Raw genomic sequence first — 20,301 nt, forward strand, 5'->3', positions numbered from 1 at the left:
GGGGTGATCTATCAACTCGGGCACTGTTGGACGTGGAGAGACCGGCACCCCACCCCGGTTCGCATTCCGCTTCGCTTCATGCGCACCGACCCTCCCCCTCCAGGGGAGGGTAAGAGCGCGGCAAGCCCCATGCGTAGCACGCTTGGCGGCTTGATTGAACTTGGCCGCGCGAGCGGCTAAGGCATCAAGCGAAATTCGGAGGAAGCATATGTCGACGCCCACGGCGGTGGCGCTGGAAGATTCCAAGGTCGCGTTCCGGCTCGGGGACGGGCGGGTCTATACGGCGGTGGAGAAAGCCCATCTTGCGGTCGCGCCGGGCGAGTTCGTGGCCATTGTCGGCCCCACGGGCTGCGGGAAATCGACGCTGCTCAACGTCGCGGCGGGACTGCTGAAGCCGGCCGCCGGCAGCGTCAGGATTTTCGACCGGCCGCTGGCCGGGCTGAACCGGGATGCCGGATATTTGTTCCAGGCCGACGCGCTGTTCCCCTGGAAGACCGCGCTCGACAATGTCGCGATCGGGCTCGAGATCAAGGGCACGCCGCGGGCCGAGGCGCTGCCGCGCGCGCAGCAATGGCTCACCTCGGTCGGCCTTGGCGCCTTCGCGGGTCGCTATCCGCACATGCTCTCCGGCGGCCAGCGCAAGCGCGTGGCGCTGGCGCAGGTGCTGATCCGCGATCCCAAGATCCTCCTGATGGACGAGCCGTTCGGGCCGCTCGACGCGCAGACTCGCCAGGTGATGGGCAATCTGCTGCTCGATCTGTGGAGCGCCGACCGCAAGGCGGTGCTGTTCGTGACCCACGATCTGGAAGAAGCCATCGCGCTCGCCGACCGCGTCGTGATCATGTCGGCCGGTCCGTCCTCGCGCATCATCGGCGATTGGCGCGTCAGCTTAGCCCGCCCGCGCGACATTTTCGAGGTGCGGCTGGACAAGGGGTTCCATGAGCTCCATCGCGAGATCTGGAGCGTGCTCAAGGACGAGGTGATGAAGGGCTACGCGCAATCCACGCAAGCGGCGGAGACGGTCTGATGTCGCGCCCGACGCTGCTCGCGCTGCAAGTCCTGGTCGCGGTCGTCTGCATCGTGCTGTGGCAGGTGCTATCGACCGTCCCGGTGTTCGGCAAGATCCTGCTGCCGCCGTTCTTCTTCTCCAACCCGCTCGACGTCTTCAGCCAGATCGTGAAGTGGTTCTCCTCCGGCGTGATCTGGAAGCATCTCGGCATCACCCTGACGGAATCGATCCTCGCCTTCGTGATCGGTTCGCTCGGCGGCGTGCTGGTCGGCTTCTGGTTCGCGCGCCAGCCGCTGGTGGCGGCGGTGTTCGATCCTTACGTGAAGATGATCAACGCACTGCCGCGCGTGGTGCTGGCGCCGATCTTCGCACTGTGGCTCGGTCTCGGCATCTGGTCCAAGGTCGCGCTCGGCGTGACGCTGGTGTTCTTCATCGTGTTCTTCAACGTCTATCAGGGCGTCAAGGAGGTCAGCCGCACCGTGCTCGACAACGGCCGCATGCTCGGCATGAGCGAGCGGCAGCTGATGCAGCACGTCTATTGGCCCTCGGCGCTGTCCTGGATGTTCTCCTCGCTGCACACCTCGGTCGGCTTCGCCGTGGTCGGCGCGGTGGTCGGGGAATATCTGGGATCTGCGGCAGGGCTCGGCTACCTCATTCAGCAGGCCGAGGGCGTGTTCGACGTCGCCGGCGTGTTCGCCGGCATGTTCGTGCTCTCGGCCTTCGTGATCCTGATCGACTTCGGGGTGACGCTGGTGGAGCGGCGCCTGCTGGTGTGGCGGCCGACGGCGTCGGACGGGCGGGGGTAGGCTGTAACGGTCTCGATTGAATGGCCGGCGGAGCGCTTCTCAAGGCAGCCCTGCTGCTCTAAGGTGCCGCCGGCCGAACGGAGGAAACCAATGAAGAACACGATTGCCAGGCTCGCCGGCGCACTGCTCGCGCTGACGTTTACCGTCTCGCTTGCCCAGGCGCAAAGCAAGGTCACCATCGCGGTCGGCGGCGGCTCCTGCCTGTGCTATCTGCCGACGGTGCTGGCCAGGCAGCTCGGCGAATACGAGAAGGCCGGCCTCAATGTCGAGCTGGTCGACCTCAAGGGCGGCTCGGACGCGCTGAAGGCCGTGCTCGGCGGCAGCGCCGACGTCGTCTCCGGCTATTTCGACCATTGCGTCAATCTCGCCGCCAAGAAGCAGGAGCTCCAGTCCTTCGTGGTCTATGACCGCTATCCCGGCCTCGTGCTGGTGGTCGCGCCCTCGCGGACCAATGAGATCAAGTCGGTCAAGGATCTCGCCGGCAAGAAGGTCGGCGTGAGTGCGCCCGGCTCCTCCACCGACTTCTTCCTCAAATACATGCTCAAGAAGAACGGGATCGATCCCACCAGCGTTGCCGTGATCGGCGTCGGTCTCGGCGCCACCGCGGTCGCCGCCATGCAGCAGGGCCAGATCGACGCGGCCGTGATGCTCGATCCCTCGGTGACCGTGCTTCAGGGCAGCTACAAGGATCTGCGCATCCTCTCGGACACCCGCACGCAGAAGGACACGCTCGAGACGTTCGGCGGCGAGTATCCGGGCGGCGCGCTCTACTCGACCGTGGCCTGGATCAACAGCCACGAGAAGGAAGCGCAGGCGCTGACCAACGCCATCGTAGCCACGCTGGCCTGGATCCATTCGCACTCGCCGGAGGAGATCATGGCGAAGATGCCGGAGGAGACGGTCGGCAAGAACAAGGATCTCTATCTCGCCGCGCTGAAGAACACGATCCCGATGTACTCGGAGACCGGCAAGATGGACCCGAAGGGGGCGGATGCCGTGCTCGCGGTGTTCAGCGTCGGCTCGCCCGAGGTGGCCAGCGCCAAGATCGATGTCAGCAAGACCTTCACCAACAAGTTCGTCGAGCAAGCCAAGAAGACCACGGGAAACGTCAAATAGCTGACGCGACAACCGTCCCGCATGACGTCACCGATCATTCATCGCGTCACGACGCTCGCTCTTGCGGTGCGGCCGATCGCCTGGCCGTTCGCCGAGGAGCGCCGTGACGAGATCGCGGCGCACTTCGCCGAGAAGCAGCGCGAGCGTCCGAAGATCTGGAACGGCCGGGTCCTGCTTGGACGCGATCCCGTGTTCGCGGGCGGCCATTTCGCTTCCACCTATTTCGAAACCGATTTTGCAAGCTTCCTCGCCTGGCGCGACTGGGGCTTTCCCGGCGTCCCCGTGTTCAACGGTTTCGGCATGGGCGCGCTGCGTACCTCCGACGGCGCCTTCATCATGGGCGAGATGGCGCAGCACACCGCCAATGCGGGCCGCATCTATTTCCCGTCGGGCACGCCCGATCTCGACGACGTCAGGGACGGCGCGCTGGATATTCCCGGTAGCGTCGTCCGCGAGCTCGAGGAGGAGACCGGCCTGACGCCGGCGGACTACCGGGCCGAGCCGGAATGGCACTGCGTCGTCAGCGGTCCGACGATTGCGATGATGCAGGTGCTCAACCTGGATATGTCGGGGGAGGAGGCCCGCGCCCGGATCGAAGCCAACCTCGCCCGCGAGGACGAGCCCGAATTGTCGGCCATCCATCTCGTGCGCGGGATGAGTGATCTGAAGCCGACCATGCCGCGATTTGTCACGGCCTTTATCGAGCAGCAGTTCGCCTCGCGTTGATGCGCAAGGCTTGACATCCCTGCGCTCTGCCCATGTGATGGGGGCAAGCAAGATCAAGACGAATGCAACGCACAATCGTCCAGGGAGGTTCTGATGCGCATGCGCATGGCTGCCCGTTTGCTACGTGGGCTGTTGGTCGCGATATCGGCGACAGGCTTGGCGGTGTCCGCCGAGGCCCAGGAGAAGAAGCTCAAGATCGGTGTCATCTATGATCTGACCGGCCCGCTCGCCGGCGGCGGCTCGGAGCTGCAATATACCGGCGCGAGAATCATGCTGGATCAGTACAGCGGGAAGGACGTCGAGGGCTATAAGATCGAGGCGATCTATGCCGACGCTCAGAGCAAGCCGGACGTCGCCATCAATGAAGCGATCCGTTTGATCGAGCAGGAAAAGGTCGACATGCTGCTCGGCTTCTTTTCCTCGGCGCAGTGCGTGCCGGTGGCCGCTCGCGTCGAGCAGCTGAAGAAGTTCATGTGGATCACGACCTGCATCTCGTCCGCGGTGCTGGAGAACAAGAACTACAAATACGTGTTTCGGCCGCAGGCCTCCGGCGATCAGTTCGGCATGATGACGATGGACTTCATCGCGCAGAACACGAAGGAGAAGCTGGGCAAGGAGCCGAAGGACCTGCGGGTCGCCATCATCCACGAGGACGGCGCCTACGGCGTCGACGTTGCCAAGGGCAACGAAGCCGGTGCCAAGAAGGCCGGCTTCAACATCGTGCTCAGGGAAGGCTATTCGGCCACGGCCCCGGATTTGTCTGCGCTGGTCACCAAGCTGAAGCGGGCCAAGCCGGATGTGGTCTTCCATACCGGCTACAATCCCGACATCACCCTGCTGCTCCGGCAAGCGCGCGAGCAGGGGCTGAAGTTCGGGGCACTGGTTGGACATGGCGCGGGCTACGGGGTCTATGAGAAGCTGAAGGAAGGCCTCGGCGCCGATGTCAACTACGTCTTCAACACCGATCCGATTTCGATCTGGCTCGCCAACCAGAAGAGCATGGATCCGAAGCTGCCGCCGATCATCAAGGCGGTGGGAGAGGAGTTCGACAAGCGCAAGCCGGGCCTCGCCATCCGTTCGGCTCATGTCGGCATGGCGGCGTCCAACACTCACCTGTTCCTGACCGACGTGCTGCCGCGAGCGATCAAGAAATATGGCGGCATAGATCCCGAATCCCTGCGCAAGGCAGCACTCGACACCGACATCCCCGAAGGCGGCACCATGCTCGGCTTCGGCGTCAAATTCCACGGTGAGGGCTCACCCATGGCCGGCCAGAACGAGCGCTCGTTCCCCGTCGTGATCCAGTACGTCGACGACAAATCCTACGTGGTGTGGCCCAAGAGCCAGGCGCAGCGCGAGGCCGTGCTGCCGCTGCCGAAGGGCACCACCTATAGCAACCAGTAGCGGCGGAGAGCTTTGGTGCTGGAAGTCAGCGGGCTGGTGAAGCGGTTTGGCGGCTTCACCGCCGTGAACAACGTGTCGTTTCGGGTCGACCAGGGCGAGATCCTCGGCCTGATCGGCCCCAACGGCTCGGGCAAGAGCACGATCTTCAACATGCTCTCCGGCACGCTGGCGCCGACCTCGGGCTCGATCCTGTTCGGCGGCTCCGAGATCTCGGGGCTCGCCCCGCACCGGATCATCAACAGCGGCATCGGCCGCACTTTCCAGATTCCGCGCCCGTTCCGCCGCCTGACCATCTTCGAGAACGTCGCACTCGCAGGCTTTTATGGGCAGGGCCGCCACAGTCGCGTCAAGGCCGAGGAGGCGGCCGAGCGTTCGCTCGCCATGGTCGGCCTGCCGACCGATCGCCATGCCAGCGTCGATGGTCTCGGCGCCGCCGGCCTGAAGAAGCTCGAGCTCGCCAAGGCGCTCGCCACCGCGCCGAAGCTGCTGCTGGCCGACGAGAGCCTCGGCGGCCTCGACGAGGCCGAGATGGACCAGGCTGCCGACATGCTGCGCAACATCCGCGACGAGCTCGGCATCACCATCATCTGGGTCGAGCACATCATGGGCGTCCTGATGCGCGTCGTCGATCGCGTCATGGTGCTCGATCACGGCGAGAAGATCTCGGAAGGCCTGCCGAGCGCGGTCGCCGGCGATCCGCGCGTGATCGAGGTCTATCTCGGCACCGATGCCGAGACCACGCAGGCCGCGGCCGCCGAAGCGCGCCGCCGCGCGGGAGGCTAGCCGATGCTGGAGCTCCGCGCCGTCAATGCCGGCTATGGTACGTTCCAGGCGCTGTTCGACGTCAGCCTCGACGTCAGGGCCGGTGAAGCCGTCGGCGTCATCGGCCCCAACGGCGCCGGCAAGACCACCCTGATGCGCGTCATCTCCGGCCTGATCCGGCCCTCGCGCGGCTCGATCCGGATGGAGGGCGTCGACGTCGTGGCAACGCCGCCGCACAAGATCGTCAGCCTCGGCATCGCGCATGTGCCGGAGAACCGGCGATTGTTTCCGCAGCTCACGGTCGACGACAATCTCAAGATGGGCGCGTTCATGAAGGAAGCGCGCGGGCATTATGCCGAGCGGCTCGAGGTCGTGTTCGACCTGTTCCCGCGCCTGAAGGAGCGGCGGCACCAGATGGCCGGCACCATGTCCGGCGGCGAGCAGCAGATGTGCGCGATCGGCCGCGCGATGATGTCCAATCCGAAATTGCTGCTGCTCGACGAGCCGTCGGCAGGTCTCGCGCCGGTCGTGGTGCAGCAGGTGTTCGAGCTGGTGAAGCGGATCCGCGCCAGCGGGCTGACGGTGCTGATCGTCGAGCAGAACGTGCAGCAGGTGCTGAAAGTGGTCGATCGCGCCTATCTGATCGAGGCCGGCTCGATCCGCGCGTCCGGCACCTCGGCCGAGATGCTGGCGAGCGACACGGTCAAGGAAGCGTATCTCGGGGTGTGATGGGCATGCAGGGATTCCTCGACGTCTTCGACATCTACCTGCTGGAGGCCGTGATCAACGGCATCCTGCTCGGCGGCGTGCTGGCGCTGCTCGCGCTCGGGCTCAACTTGATCTTCGGCGTCATCGACGTGACCTGGATCTGCTACGCCGAGCTGGTGATGATCGGCATGTACGGCATGTATTTCTTGGTCCAGGTTTACGGCGTCAGCTATTTCGTTGCCGCCCCGCTCACCATCCTGCTGGTCGCCGTGCTTGGCGCGGCGCTGCATTACCTCGTGATCGCGCCGCTACTGACCGCGCCGCCGATCAACCAGCTGCTCGCGACCGGCGGTGTTCTGTTCGTACTGCAGAGCTTTGCCACCGTCGCCTTCGGAATCGACTTCCGCAATCTCGGCATCCGTCTGCCGGTGCTCGCCTTCGGCGACATGAATTTCAGCTATGCGCGGCTGCTGTCGTTCCTGGCGGCGCTGGTCGGCATGGTCGCGGTCTACCTGTTCATGACGCGCACCTTCACCGGCACCGCGATCCGCGCCATCTCGCAGGACCGCCAGATCATGGCGCTGATGGGTGTCGACACCAGACGGATCTATCTCATCACCTCCGCGCTCGGCGGCGCACTCGCCGGGCTCGCCGCTTGCCTTCTGGTGCTGCAATATGACGTGCACCCCTTCGTCGGCCTGTCGTTCGGGCCGATCACCTTCCTCATCTGCGTGCTCGGGGGTCTCGGCAATTTCATCGGCGGCTTCATTGCCGCCTTCGTGTTCGCCGAGATCATCTCGCTCGGCGGCCTGTTCTCCGATCTCGAATGGGGCTACGTGCTCGCCTTCGCCTTCTTCATCGTCATGATGTTCATCCGGCCCGCGGGCCTCCTGGCGAGGCGCCGATGATGGGGCAGGGGCGGCTTGCGGCATGGGGAATAGGCCTGGCGGCGCTGGTCGCGCTGCCGTTCGTCTATCGCGATCCCTATCATCTGCACATCCTCGTGCTGATCCTGATCTGGTCGTTCGCCTACACCTCCTGGTCGGTGATGGGACGGTTCGGCCTGGTCTCGCTCGGGCACGGCGGCTTCATGGGGATCGGCGCCTATGTCACCGCGCTGCTGTGGAATCACGCAGGCCTTTCGCCCTGGATCGGGATTCCCATCAGCATGATCGCGGCCGGCGTGCTGGCGCTGATCGTCGGCTATCCCTGCTTCCGTTTCCGCATCACCGGGCATTATTTCGTGCTGGTGACGCTGGCGCTGTCGGGCATCGTGCTCCAGGTCATCACCGCGACGCGCGACTACACCGGCGGCTCGCTGGGCTACACGCCGAACCGGACCTCGGGCAACAAGCTGCTGGCGCTGCAATTCGACGACAAGACGACCTGGTACCTGATCGCGCTCGGGGTCTGGCTGTTCGGCATCGTGATCTGGCACTGGGTCGACCGCAGCATGGCCCGCTATGCGCTGGAGGCGATCTCGGAGGACGAGGACGCGGCGGCCGCCGCCGGCGTCGACGTCACCGCGGAAAAGCTGAAGATCACGCTGCTCAGCGCTCTGATGACGGCGCTCGCGGGCGCGATCTACTGCCAGTACCAGATGTTCATCACGCCCGACACCGTCAGCGGCATCGCGGTGTCGCTGCAGATGGTGTTTGCGGCCATCGTCGGCGGCCTGTTCGTCTCGCTCGGCCCCACCTTCGGCGCCATCATCACCATCATGCTGGCCGAGACCCTGCGCATCGGCTTCGGCACCAAGGCGGTCGGCTGGGACAATCTCGTCTACGGCGTGCTGCTCGTGCTTTTCATCATATTCCTTCCCAAGGGCGTTCTTGGTAGCCTGCTCGACCGACTGAAGCCGCAACGCAAGGTGCCCCGCGCTCATGAGCAAGAAACCGTCCAAGCCGCTCGCCCAGGAGCTTGACCGCTACATCACGCCGTTCCGCTATGACGGTTCGGGCAAGTTTCATCTCAAGGATCACAAGACCAGCGAGAAGGGCGGTCTCGACAAGGAGGCGGCGCAGGCGATACTCGACGCCAACAAGAAGCGGCTGACCGAGTTTCAGGAGAAGCTCTACGCCCAGGACCGCTGGTCGCTGCTGATCGTGTTCCAGGCCATGGACGCCGGCGGCAAGGATAGCGCGATCAAGGCGATCTTCGAAGGCATCAACCCGCAGGGCTGCGAGGTCCATGCCTTCAAGGCGCCGAGCAGCAAGGAGCTCGACCACGACTTCCTCTGGCGCCATGTGATCGCGCTGCCCGAGCGCGGCCGCATCGGCATCTTCAACCGTTCCCACTACGAGGAATGCCTGGTGACGCGCGTGCATCCGGAGCTTCTCGCCAAGGAGAAGCTGCCGCATAGGCTCCTCACCAAGAACATCTGGAAGGAGCGGTTCGAAGACATCTCCGCATGGGAACGCTATCTCTGCCGCAACGGCACCGTGGTGCTGAAGTTCTTCCTCAACGTCTCCAAGGACGAGCAGCGCGAGCGCTTCCTCGACCGGCTGCAGGATCCGGCCAAGCAGTGGAAATTCTCCATGGGCGACATCGAGGAGCGCGCGCTGTGGCCGCGTTACCAGGCGGTCTACCAGGACATCGTCCGGCACACCGCGACGTCTCACGCGCCTTGGTACGTCGTGCCGGCCGACCACAAATGGTTCGCGCGCGTCGTGATCGGCTCGGTGATCAATGCGACGCTCGAAAAGCTCGACCTGCGCTTTCCCCGTGCCGACAAGGCCTCGCTGCGGGAGTTCGACGAGGTGCGCAAGGCGCTGGAGCAGGAAGAAGAACGGGACAAGACAAGAAAATCGCGAAAACAACCCCATGCACAGTAGCCTGCGGCAGCAGAATCAATGGCTTGGGGGCGACCGGGAAATCTTGCTGATTTGGCGAAATGAGTTTGTCGCGGCGGGCAAAACAGACGCTCGCCGAGTCCTTGCGGAACCGGCTTGTTCAATTGTGATGTTTCACCCGGCTGATCCGGCTTGACAGTTTTGTGTCAGGGGAGGACCATGCCGACGGTCGCAAACAAGCGACGCGCAACGTCCACCTCATGAGCAAGGGGAGGTCTATGACACCACCTCCGCAAATCCAGCCGCGTTAAGTGCGATGGAGCTCGTTCGGACTATCGCATAGCGGCAAAAACCGCGAACGGCACGCCGGGTCAAGGTTTAGCGGGCTGCATCAGTAAGGCAGAGCCCCTACCTTCCCGGCGCTGTATTTTTTATCGCATCGATCGTGTTGCCGGCCGTGATGAGGCCGCCGCGATAGTTGCCTTTGATATCCTGCTTTCATCCTCCTTCCTCCTCTGCGTCATTTGGGACACTTCCCGGAATGACGGAGGAATAATTGCGGGCGACGTGTGCATTCGTGGCACGCTGGTCTCCGCACCGTCATGGCTGGGACAAGTCCGGGCATGACGACCTCTCGTCGCTTGCACCTCTCAGTTTCGTCGATGAGTGCGGTTCCCCCGATCTTCGCGTTGCGGCAAATGCCAAGAGAATGTCGCCTCGAAGGCCAATTTCCGACACAGGCGACGGGCGAATAACGGCAATCCGACATGACGCATGTGTTTCGGTGGTCCCGACGCCGCCGGCGCATGCATTTTTTTCAGGGAATCCTCGTGTCGCATAAGCTTGCCCAAGCCTTCTTCGCCGTTCTCTTCCTCGCGCTCTCCTTCCCCAGCGTTCGCGCCGAGCAGGCGCAGCCAGCGACGACCAATGCCGCCGCGTTGTCGCCCGAGGAGGCCCGGCGCGCGCTTGAGACGCTCCAGGACGACAAGAAACGCGCGCAGATGATCGACACGCTGCGCGCGATCGCCAATGCGTCCGGCCCGCAGCAGCCCGCGACGCCCGCGCCTGCGCAGACGTCGCCGATCCCGCTTTCGGCCGACGGCCTCGGTGCGCAGCTCCTGCTCACCGTGTCCGAGGAGATCGGCGAGATCTCGAGCGAGATCGCCAGCGTGGCGCGGACGATCACGCATTTCCCGGCGTTCTATTACTGGATCGTGCGGACCGCCAACGATCCCGCGGCCTATAACCTCCTGATCGAGATCGCCTGGAAGCTTGCACTGGTGCTCGGTTGCGCGCTCGTGGCCGAATGGGTGCTGTTCCGCCTGATCCGCCGCCCGGTTGCCTTCCTGGAAGGACGCGTGCCGCAAGCCGCGCATCTGCCGGCGCAGGCGCTGCCGATTGCCGATCCGCCGTCTTCGGTCGCCGATGTCACCCCCGCGCCCGAGCTGCACAAGCGCCGTCACAGTCTCGCGCGCGTCTGGCAGGTGATGCTGCGGCTGCCCCCCGTGCTCGGCCGCCTCGTGCTCGAACTGCTTCCCGTTCTCGTCTTCGTGGGCGTCGCAACCGCGCTGCTCGGCACCGAGATCGGCCAGCCCACCACGGTCCGCCTCGTGATCCTCGCCGTCGTCAACGCCTACGCGTTCTCGCGCGGGCTCATCTGCGTGGTGCGCGCGCTGGCGGGGCCGTTCGGCCTGTTTCCGGTGCGCGCCGAGACGGCGGCCTATGTCGAGATCTGGGCGCGCCGCATCGTCGGCGTCGGCGTCTCCGGCATTGCCTTTGCCAATGTCGCGCTGCTGCTCGGTCTGCACCGCGCCGGCTACGCCGCGCTGCTGCGCATGGTGATGCTGATCGTGCACCTCTTCGTCGTCGTCATCATCCTGCAATGCCGGCGGCAGGTTGCCGAGGCCATCCGCGCGCCGGCCGACCGGCAGGGGATCGCGGCCCGCCTGCGCAACCGCATCGCCGGCGGCTGGCATTATCTCGCCATCGCCCTGGATCTCGCGCTGTGGGCGGTGTGGGCGCTCAACATCCGGAACGGCTATTCGCTGCTGCTGCAATATTTCGTCGGCACCATCGTGGTCGCCGTGATCACGCGGCTCGCCGTCATGCTGACGCTGAGCCTGATCGACCGCGGCTTCCGGATTCAGCCGGAGATTCTCCAGCGCTTTCCGGGCCTCGAGATCCGCGCCAACCGCTATTTGCCGCTGCTGCGCAAGATCGTGTCGGGCGTGATCGTCTTCATCGGCTTGGTGGCGGTGCTCGAAGTCTGGGGTGTGGACGCCATCGTCTGGTTCTACGGCGGCCAGATCGGCAGCCGGCTGATCTCCGCCCTCGTGACGATCGGCCTTGCCGTCTTCATCGCAGCCGCGATCTGGGAAGCCAGCAACGCGCTGCTGGACCGCCAGATCAACACGCTGTCGCGCGATGGGCACTATGCCCGCGCCGCGCGCCTGCGCACCTTTCAGCCGATGCTGCGCACCGCGCTGCTCTGCCTGATCGCAACGATCGTCGGCCTCACCGCGCTGAGCGAGATCGGCGTCAATGTCGCGCCGCTGCTGGCGGGCGCCGGCATCGTCGGCATCGCCATCGGCTTCGGCTCGCAGAAGCTGGTGCAGGACCTCATCACGGGTCTGTTCCTGCTGCTGGAGAACACGGTGCAGGTCGGCGACAATGTCAGCGTGTCCGGGCTGTCCGGGACGGTCGAGAACGTCTCGATCCGCACCATCCGCCTGCGCGCGGGCGACGGCGCGGTGCACATCGTGCCGTTCAGCGCGGTCACGACCATCACCAATGCCAGCCGCGGCGCCGGCAACGCCTCGGTCAGCGTCAACGTCGCCTACAGGGAAGACACCGACCGCGCCGGCCAGCTCCTCAAGGACATCGTCGACGAGATGCGCCGCGAACCCGAATTCCGCGCGCTGATCCGCGGCGACCTCGATCTGTGGGGCATCGACAAGGTGGACGGCGCGATGGTGTCGATCGTCGGCCAGATCCGCTGCACCGAGGCCGGGCGCTGGCCGGTCCAGCGCGAATTTAACCGCCGCATGAAGCTGCGCTTCCAGCAGAACGGCATCAACATCGCATCCGCCACCCAGACCATCCTGATGCATATCGCGCCGCCGGCGGACGGTGCCGCCAGTCTGACGCCAAGACGGGCGGCCGGTTAGTCGCCCGGCGGAAATTTCCGGCTTGCCTCCGTCCAGCCGGCAGCGTTCACTCCGTCTCCAGCCCGCTGCCAACATGCGGGCGGCAAGACTGGGAGAGACCGATGCGGGGGCTGTTGTGGGCCGGATTGCGCGGCGTTGCGGTCGTCGTAGCCGCATTGATGGGATGTGCGGCCTGGTCTGCCCAGGCCGTCGCGCAGCCGTTTCCCTCGCGTCCGATCACGCTCATCGTGCCGTTCGCGGCCGGCGGCCCGACCGATACGCTGGCGCGGATCCTGTCCGAGCGGATTGCCGCGGAGCTGCGCACCACGGTCGTGGTCGAGAACGTCGCCGGCGCCTCCGGCAGCATTGCCGGCACCCGCGTCGCCCGCGCGACGCCTGACGGCACCACGATCACGATCGGTCATTGGGGCACGCACGTGCTGAACGGTGCGATCCTCAAGCTGCCCTATGATGTCGTGGACGACTTCGAGCCGGTCGCAATGATTGCGATGGGCACGCAACTCATCGTCGGCCGGACCTCGCTTGAGGCGAACGATCTCAAGGGGCTGATCGCCTGGCTGAAGGCCAATTCCGGCAAGGCCACCGCGGGGACCTCGGGGGCGGGCACAGGAGCCCACGTCGCCGCCGTCTTTTTCAAGGACAAGACCGGCACCGACTTCCAGTTCGTACCCTATCGCGGAGCAGGGCCCGCCATGATCGATCTCGTCGCCGGGCAGATCGACATCATGTTCGATCAGGCGGCGAACTCGCTGGCACACGTCAAGAGCGGCGCGATCAAGGCGTTCGCCGTGACGTCGCCGACCAGGCTTGCCTCCGCTCCGGACATTCCGACCGTGGACGAGGCGGGCCTGCCGGGGCTCTATATTTCCTACTGGCACGGCATCTGGGCACCGAAAACCACGCCGAAGGAGATCGTGGCCAAGCTCAACGCGGCCATCGTCGCCGTGCTTGCCGATGCCGCGGTCAAGCGGCGCTTTGCCGAATTGGGTCAGGAGATACCACCGCCCGACCAGCAGACGCCTGCGGCGCTCGCGGCTTTTCAGAAGGCCGAGACCGCGAAATGGTGGCCGATCGTGAAGGCGGCCAACATCAAGCCGGAATAGCCGCGCGCGGCGCCACAAGCAATCTTCCTCATCCTGAGAAGGCCGCGCAGCGGCCGTCTCGAAGGATGGCCGCGGGCGAGATCTCGACCTTCATGGTTCGAGACGCGCGTACCGCGCTCCTCACCATGAGGCGAGAGAGCTGTCTTGCCGCGTTAACTTTTGCTCGCGCCACTGCCAGTCGTTCGCGGCAATCTCGCTGCATTGCGAGATCACAATCGGCGCCTCAGTCTCTACGTCCTTGATCTCGATGGAGCGCTGGCCGACAATGTCCGCCGTTCAATGTGAAGCTCCTTGGGGGAATCGTGAATAGACCTGCTCGGGTCGTTGCCCAATCGACGTCGTCAAATCCGCCGCAAGGCATGGCGCTGCTGCGCGATCCCCTGCTCAACAAGGGCACCGCCTTCACGGAATCCGAGCGCGCCGCACTCGGCCTGCGCGGCCTGCTGCCGCCTTGCGTGCTGACGATGGAGACGCAGGCGCAGCGCGTCCTCACCAATCTGCGCACGCTGCCGACCGATCTGGAAAAATACGTCGCGCTGAACGCGCTCCATGACCGCAACGAGGCGCTGTTCTTCCGCGTCGTCGTCGACCATATCGACGAGATCCAGCCGATCATCTACACGCCGACGGTCGGGCTGGCCTGCCAGAAATACGGCCTGATCTTCCAGCGGCCGCGCGGCATGTTCATCTCCTCGCGCGATCGCGGCCAGATCGCCGAGCTTTTGAAGAACTGGCCCTACCAGGCCAAGCTGATCGTCGTCACCGACGGCGAGCGCATCCTGGGGCTTGGCGATCTCGGCGCCAACGGCATGGGCATCCCGGTCGGCAAGCTGTCGCTCTACTCGGCCTGTGCCGGCGTGCACCCGGAAACGTGCCTGCCGATCGTGCTCGACGTCGGCACCAACAACGAAGAGCTGCTGAACGATCCCTATTATCTCGGCCTGCGCGAGCGGCGGCTCACGGGCGAAGCCTATGACAGCTTCGTCGACGAGTTCATGCAGGCTGCGCGAAAGACCTTTCCGGGCGTGCTGATCCAGTTCGAGGATTTCGCTAATCATTCGGCGTTCAAGCTGCTGCACAAATATCGCGACGAAGCCTGCGTCTTCAACGACGACATCCAGGGCACCGCGGCGGTGGCGCTGGCCGGCCTGTTCTCGGCTCTGCGCATCTCCGGCGGCAAGCTCAGGGATCAGCGCATCCTGTTCCTCGGCGCGGGCGAGGCGGCGACCGGCATCGCCGACCTCGTGGTGTCGGCCATGATGGCGGAGGGCGCCAGCGAAGCGGACGCGCTCCGGCGCAACTGGCTGGTGGATTCCCGCGGCCTCGTCGTCGGCGGCCGCGATGGTCTCTCAGGCCACAAGCTGCGTTATGCGCATGCCGACCAGGCGCCGATCTCCGACTTCCTGACCGCGATCAAGACGCTGAAGCCGACGGCGATCATCGGCGTCGCCGCGGTCGGCGGCGCCTTCACGCCGGAGGTGCTCAAGACCATGGCCGAGCTCAACGAACAGCCGATCGTGTTCGCGCTCTCCAACCCGACCTCGAAGGCGGAATGCTCGGCCGAGGATGCCTATCGCTACACCGAGGGCCGCGCGCTGTTCGCCTGCGGCAGCCCGTATGATCCGGTCAAGCTCAACGGTCGCAGCTTCGTGCCGCGCCAGGGCAATAATTCCTACATCTTCCCCGGCGTCGGCCTCGGCGTCATCGCCAGCGGCTCGAAGCTGGTGACCGACGAGATGTTCATGGCGGCGGCCCATACGCTTGCCGATTGCGTCGGCAAGGATGACCTCGATCAGGGCAGTCTCTATCCGGCGTTGCCGCGCATCCGAGAAGTCTCGGTCCGCATCGCCGCGGCCGTTGCCGACGTCGCCTATCAGCGCGGGTTGGCGGAAGGACCAGCGCCCAACGACGTCAAGGCCCTGGTCCAGTCCCAGATGTACGAGCCGCATTACTGAACCACCGGGGTTGCCGGCCCTCCCTGGCCGGCTGTCCCGATTCAGGACGCGTCACTGTGGTGGAATCGTCACAGCTGACGCGAAATGGCGGCGGCCGCACGCCTGCTTTTGTTCCGACAAGGTTCTGCCCTCATTGCCGACCGAAAATCGCCCCCGTTCGGAGGGCGTATCATGTCTCGCATTGCACGTGCCGAAGCTTCCCGGATTTCCTTCGCGACCTCATGCCGGGTGTTGCTTGCCATCGCAGGCGCCGCCTCGCTTGCCGCCTGCGCGCAAGCGCCGGTCGGCCGCCAGAAGGCCGATCTCGCCGGTGCCAGCCGGCAGGCCGCGGTCGAGCGCCCGCAGCGCGTGGCGGCGCTGCATCCGCGCCCGATCAGCCGGGCGCGCGCTCCCGATGCGGACGCAAAGCAAACTGTGTCGCACGGCATTGCCAGCTTCTATTCGGATACGGAGACCGCGAGCGGCGAGCGGTTCGACAAGAACGAGTTGACCGCGGCGCATCCCACCCTGCCATTCGGCACCAAGTTGCGCGTCACCGATACCGATTCCGGCCGCTTCGTCACGGTCCGGGTGAACGATCGCGGGCCCTATGTTCGCGGACGCGTGGTCGACATCACGCCGTCCGCGGCCGAGGCGCTCGGCATGGTCGACAAGGGCATCACCAATGTCCGGCTCGAGGTCGTGCAATAGGACGCCCGAACACAAGACGCCGCGCTTAACCGGGTGTTAGCGGCTTATCGAGCACCATGCGTGTCCAGGCAGTTTGGGGCAGTGGGGAGAGTGACGCTTGAACACGATCCAGTATCTCGAAGATCAGGCCGCGCGCGCCGAGCGGCTCGCCAGACGGATCACGGATACGCTGACGATCGAAAGGCTGCTGGCCTTTGCCGACGAGCGCCGCCGCGAGATCGAGGTCATCGCTGGCAAATACCGGCGCGCTTAGACTCTTCCCAATCCATGTCCTGACGGCTGGCACCACCGAGGTGACCACCAATGCGCCGCGGACGCGGCGCTTTTCTTGTTCGGGCAAGCAGAGCGCTTTCAGGAATGGCTTTCCACGAAGTCGCTGAGATAATCAGGCAGCTCCATTCCGTCGATGTCGCAGCGCGCTCGGATCTCGCCGGCGACGTCGGTCGAGATGTCCTTCATCCAATGCTCGAGCGTGTTGAAGGAGATCACCTTGATGGGGTCGTTAAAGCAGCCGGCGACGAGATCGCCGATCGTGGCTTCGAGGTCGTTGCGCTCGACGCGGATTTCCGTGTTCTCGTCGCGGCGATCGACCACCACGAACAAGGTCTGGTCCGCCCCGTAAGGCACGATCGATGATGGTACGCCAGCTTCAAGCATCCTCAGGCACTCGCGACTTGGCTTAGGACTTTGGCTTCCGATCCCCGTTAACGGGATAAACCGGAAGAAGGTTCCTGCGCGCGATGCCGTGAAGTGCCGTCAGAGAAACTCTCGGAGGCGCCAGAGCTCGACGACGTGCTCGGGCGAGAGAACCTCGGTGACCAGCGGCGGCTGCGCCGCGGTGCGGATTTCATAGAGGTGACGGGTCGCCACCGGCTTGTCCATGAATGCCGAGATGCAATCGTCGAGCGTGCCTTCGACGACCTGGTACGGCTCCCGGTCCGGCTGACGCTGATTGGCCAGCGACGGCCATTTGTTCAGCACCGCAAGCGCACCGAAATCGACCTTTGACTCCCCGACAACGTCCCCCATCGTCCCGCCTCACGCAAAAAACGCCCCAGCACGCAAATATGCGTGCCGGGGCCTACACCTGTCGCTGCATCTCAATGCCACGACGCCTTAATGCAGCAGCCGGGAAAAGGTTCCCGGCCGCCTTGCCTGATCAGCTCGCCGCCGCCGCGATCTTGTGCCCCGGGCTGGCCTGCCCGGCGAAGCGACGCAAGGCTTCCGCCATCTGCACCCGGCCCGGTACGCCCGTGATCACCACATCGACCATGGTGAAGGAGGAGTGGAAATGGCCGTGCGCCTTCAGCTGCTCGACCGGGACGCCTGCGGCCGACATCGCCTCGGCATAGGCGATCCCCTCGTCGCGCAACGGATCGAACTCGCAGGTCACCACGAAGGCCGGCGGCAGGCCGGCGACCTTGCCGCGCAGCGGCGAGACGCGCGGATCGGTGCGGTCGGCCGGCGAGCAATAGAGGTCCCAGAACCAGTACATCAGCGAGCGCGTCAGGAAGTAGCCGGTCGCATTGTCGTTGTAGGAGGAACGATCGAAGCTGCAATCGGTGACCGGGCAGATCAGGAGCTGGCCGGCGATCTCGGGCCCGCCACGGTCGCGTGCGAGCTGGCAGGTGACGGCGGCGACGTTGCCGCCGGCGCTCCAGCCGGCGACCAGCACCGGGCCCGCTCTGCCGCCGAGCTCTTCGGCGTGCTCGGCGATCCAGCGCGTCGCCGCATAGCCGTCCTCGGCGGCGGTCGGGAAGCGATGCTCCGGCGCGTGACGATAGCCGACGCTGACGAACATCATGCCGGTCCGCCGCACCATGTCGCGGCAGAACGGCTCGTCCGATTGCTCGTCGCCGAGCACCCAGCCGCCGCCGTGGAAATACACCACGACCGGATGTGGTCCCGTCGTCGCCGGCTTGTAGACGCGGTAAGGCAGCGCGCCGCCCTCGACGGGCAGGGTGCCGTCGACGATGTCGCCGATCGGCCGTCCCGCAGGCCGGCTCTTGTTGAACTCGTTCACGAACGCACGCGCACCTTCCGCGCCCATCGACTCGATCGGCGGCAGGTTCAGCGACGCCAGCAGGTTCAGCACCAGCCGCACGTCCGGCTGCAGCCGCACCACCTCGCCGTCATTGCATTGCGCGGCGCCATCAGGGCCGGTGAGCTTGAAGCCGAGCATGCCCCGGCTCACCACCTCGTCGCAGATGCTGCGATAGGGACCGACGCCGCCGGTATAGGGCATCAGGCCCTGCACCTTGCCGGGCACGTTGGCGCCCGTGTACCAGGTGTTGGCGAGCCGGTGCAGCGTCAGCATCGAACAATCGGCCATGTGCCTGCTCCAGCCGGCCTGCGCCGTCTCGGTCGGCTCGATCGTGGTGAGGCCGGCGTCGCGCAGCGCGACCAGGCGGTCGACCACCCAGTCGACATGCTGCTCGATCGAGACCGCCATGTTCGAGAGCACCGACGGACTGCCGGGACCGGTGATCATGAAGAAGTTCGGGAAGCCCGCAACGGTGAGGCCGAGATAGGTCTGCGGCCCTTGCGCCCAGACATCGGTGAGCGACTTGCCGCCGCGCCCGGTGATCGGATGCACGGCGCGGATCGCGCCGGTCATGGCGTCGAACCCGGTCGCGAACACGATGACGTCGAGGTCGAAGCTGCGCTTGTCGGTCGCGATGCCGCTCGCGGTGATCGCCTTGATCGGTTCCTGGCGCAGATTGACCAGCGTGACGTTGGGCCGGTTGTAGGTGGCGTAGTAATTGGTATCGAGGCAGGGGCGCTTGGCGCCGAAGGGATGGTCGTGCGGCATGAGTGCGGCAGCGGTCTCGGGATCCTTGACGGCCGCGCGGATCTTCTCGCGGATCAAGTCCTGGACGATCTTGTTGCCGTCGACGTCGACCGCCTGATCGGCCCAGAGCTGGGTCAGGATGTGGACGAGGTCGCCGGCCGCCCAGGCGCGCTCGAACCGCTCACGGCGTTCGGCATCGCTCAATTGCCAGCTCACGACCGTCTGCTGCGGATAGGGCACGCCGGCCATCGACTGGCGCGCCTGCTCGCGATAGGCGGCGCGGTCGCTTTGCAGCAGGCTCATGCGGTCCGACGGCGCCGGACCGTTATGCGCCGGCAGCGCGAAGTTCGGCGTGCGCTGGAACACGGTCAGATGGGCGGCCTGCTCGGCGATCAGCGGGATCGACTGGATCGCCGATGAGCCGGTGCCGATCACGGCGACGCGTTTTCCCGACAGATTGACGCCGTCATGCGGCCAGCGGCCGGTGAAATAGACCTCGCCCTTGAAATCCTTGACGCCGTCGATCTCCGGCGGCTTTGGCGCCGAGAGGCAGCCGGTGGCCATGATGTAATGGCGGCAGGAAACCGGCTCGCCATTGTCGGTGCTGAGCAGCCAGCGCTCCGCCGTCTCGTCCCATCTGGCTTCGGTGACCTTCGTGCCGAAGCGGATGTCGCGCCTGAGATCGTAGCGGTCGGCGACGAAGCCGAGATAGCGCAGGATTTCAGGCTGGGTCGCGTATTTCTCCGACCAGGTCCAGGCGGTCTCGAGCTCGGGATCGAAGGTGTAGCTGTAGTCGATGGTCTGGATGTCGCAGCGCGCGCCGGGATAACGGTTCCAATACCAGGTGCCGCCGACGTCGCCGGCCTCTTCGAGGGCGACGGCCTTGAAGCCGGCCTTGCGCAGGCGGTGCAGGAGATAGAGGCCGGCAAAGCCGGCCCCGACCACGGCGACGTCGACCTGCTGAGCGGTTCCGCGTTCCTCGGAGGCACGTGTAGCAACCATCGCATCAGACATGGCATTTCCTCCCATATGTTTCGTTTTGCCGGCAGGCTAGCGCTGCAGGTTCAGCTTGTCATCAGAGCAAGTGCAATCTTCGGTGGTCGTTTGCGGCGCATGGTGGTCGCGCGAATGTCGCGGGGCTACACGCATCGCGATGCACAATGGCCGTGATTAGCCGGGCTAATCATGCCCGATCTCCCTGTGTATGCTTGCGGCTACAAGCCACGCGTAGCGGCCGAGCGTCATGCCAGAGTTGAGTGAGCGGACCAAAGC

Annotated in this window: 18 protein-coding genes; 15 read left to right on the forward strand and 3 right to left on the reverse strand. The window is 65.2% G+C overall.

All coding sequences use genetic code 11. From position 1 onward, the window contains the following. The first annotated feature begins 208 nt into the window (after window positions 1-208). The 15 genes from WI560_RS07175 (at window position 209) to WI560_RS07245 (ending at window position 16,491) form a co-directional block, all read left to right on the forward strand. Window positions 209-1,027 (forward strand): ABC transporter ATP-binding protein, encoded by an 819-nt coding sequence (locus WI560_RS07175; protein WP_375307436.1) that lies wholly within the window; start codon window positions 209-211, stop codon window positions 1,025-1,027. Continuing rightward, window positions 1,027-1,815, forward strand: a complete 789-nt coding sequence (locus WI560_RS07180; protein WP_257195403.1) for an ABC transporter permease — start codon at window positions 1,027-1,029, stop codon at window positions 1,813-1,815. Before WI560_RS07175 ends, WI560_RS07180 begins: the two co-directional genes overlap by 1 nt. A gap of 90 nt (window positions 1,816-1,905) precedes the next feature. Further along, the gene (locus WI560_RS07185) at window positions 1,906-2,931 is read left to right on the forward strand and encodes an ABC transporter substrate-binding protein (protein WP_375307437.1); all 1,026 of its coding nucleotides are present in this window, start codon (window positions 1,906-1,908) and stop codon (window positions 2,929-2,931) included. A 21-nt stretch (window positions 2,932-2,952) separates the two neighbouring features. Then, complete coding sequence (locus WI560_RS07190; RefSeq protein WP_375307438.1) at window positions 2,953-3,657, forward strand: NUDIX hydrolase; 705 nt, start codon at window positions 2,953-2,955, stop codon at window positions 3,655-3,657. A gap of 93 nt (window positions 3,658-3,750) precedes the next feature. Further along, on the forward strand, window positions 3,751-5,061 hold the full coding sequence (locus WI560_RS07195) for an ABC transporter substrate-binding protein (RefSeq protein WP_375307439.1): 1,311 nt from the start codon (window positions 3,751-3,753) through the stop codon (window positions 5,059-5,061). 15 nt (window positions 5,062-5,076) lie between these two features. Beyond that, entirely contained in the window at window positions 5,077-5,844 is a 768-nt protein-coding gene (locus tag WI560_RS07200; protein ID WP_375307440.1) for an ABC transporter ATP-binding protein, read from the forward strand. 3 nt (window positions 5,845-5,847) lie between these two features. Beyond that, window positions 5,848-6,552: an ABC transporter ATP-binding protein gene (locus WI560_RS07205; RefSeq protein WP_375307441.1), complete on the forward strand. Its 705-nt coding sequence runs from the start codon at window positions 5,848-5,850 to the stop codon at window positions 6,550-6,552. Between the two features lie 5 nt (window positions 6,553-6,557). Beyond that, window positions 6,558-7,439: a branched-chain amino acid ABC transporter permease gene (locus WI560_RS07210; protein WP_028137971.1), complete on the forward strand. Its 882-nt coding sequence runs from the start codon at window positions 6,558-6,560 to the stop codon at window positions 7,437-7,439. Then, window positions 7,436-8,455 (forward strand): branched-chain amino acid ABC transporter permease, encoded by a 1,020-nt coding sequence (locus WI560_RS07215; protein ID WP_375307442.1) that lies wholly within the window; start codon window positions 7,436-7,438, stop codon window positions 8,453-8,455. Before WI560_RS07210 ends, WI560_RS07215 begins: the two co-directional genes overlap by 4 nt. Then, entirely contained in the window at window positions 8,415-9,365 is a 951-nt protein-coding gene (locus tag WI560_RS07220; RefSeq protein ID WP_375307443.1) for a polyphosphate kinase 2 family protein, read from the forward strand. The genes WI560_RS07215 and WI560_RS07220 overlap by 41 nt, the downstream gene beginning before the upstream one ends. 788 nt (window positions 9,366-10,153) lie before the next feature. Beyond that, complete coding sequence (locus tag WI560_RS07225; RefSeq protein ID WP_375307444.1) at window positions 10,154-12,490, forward strand: mechanosensitive ion channel domain-containing protein; 2,337 nt, start codon at window positions 10,154-10,156, stop codon at window positions 12,488-12,490. Window positions 12,491-12,591: 101 nt separating this feature from the next. Continuing rightward, entirely contained in the window at window positions 12,592-13,593 is a 1,002-nt protein-coding gene (locus tag WI560_RS07230) for a Bug family tripartite tricarboxylate transporter substrate binding protein (protein ID WP_375307445.1), read from the forward strand. 359 nt (window positions 13,594-13,952) lie between these two features. After that, on the forward strand, window positions 13,953-15,548 hold the full coding sequence (locus WI560_RS07235; RefSeq protein WP_375308789.1) for an NAD-dependent malic enzyme: 1,596 nt from the start codon (window positions 13,953-13,955) through the stop codon (window positions 15,546-15,548). Window positions 15,549-15,719: 171 nt separating this feature from the next. Continuing rightward, a complete protein-coding gene (locus WI560_RS07240; RefSeq protein WP_375307446.1) occupies window positions 15,720-16,238 on the forward strand; it encodes a septal ring lytic transglycosylase RlpA family protein in 519 nt (172 codons plus the stop codon). Between the two features lie 97 nt (window positions 16,239-16,335). Continuing rightward, window positions 16,336-16,491 carry a hypothetical protein gene (locus WI560_RS07245; protein ID WP_196236077.1) on the forward strand — a complete coding sequence of 52 codons (156 nt, stop codon included), beginning with the start codon at window positions 16,336-16,338 and terminating at the stop codon, window positions 16,489-16,491. A 98-nt stretch (window positions 16,492-16,589) separates the two neighbouring features. On the opposite strand, the gene WI560_RS07250 is transcribed toward WI560_RS07245, so the two are convergent. From WI560_RS07250 to WI560_RS07260, 3 genes are all read right to left on the reverse strand, one after another. Then, a complete protein-coding gene (locus tag WI560_RS07250) occupies window positions 16,590-16,895 on the reverse strand; it encodes a hypothetical protein (RefSeq protein ID WP_375307447.1) in 306 nt (101 codons plus the stop codon). Window positions 16,896-16,994: 99 nt separating this feature from the next. Beyond that, window positions 16,995-17,267, reverse strand: a complete 273-nt coding sequence (locus WI560_RS07255; protein ID WP_375307448.1) for a hypothetical protein — start codon at window positions 17,265-17,267, stop codon at window positions 16,995-16,997. Between the two features lie 130 nt (window positions 17,268-17,397). Further along, window positions 17,398-20,043 (reverse strand): alpha/beta hydrolase fold domain-containing protein, encoded by a 2,646-nt coding sequence (locus tag WI560_RS07260; protein ID WP_375307449.1) that lies wholly within the window; start codon window positions 20,041-20,043, stop codon window positions 17,398-17,400. Between the last annotated feature and the right edge of the window lie 258 nt (window positions 20,044-20,301).

This window comes from Bradyrhizobium sp. A11 (assembly GCF_042077125.1).
Taxonomy (GTDB): Bacteria; Pseudomonadota; Alphaproteobacteria; order Rhizobiales; family Xanthobacteraceae; genus Bradyrhizobium; species Bradyrhizobium japonicum_B.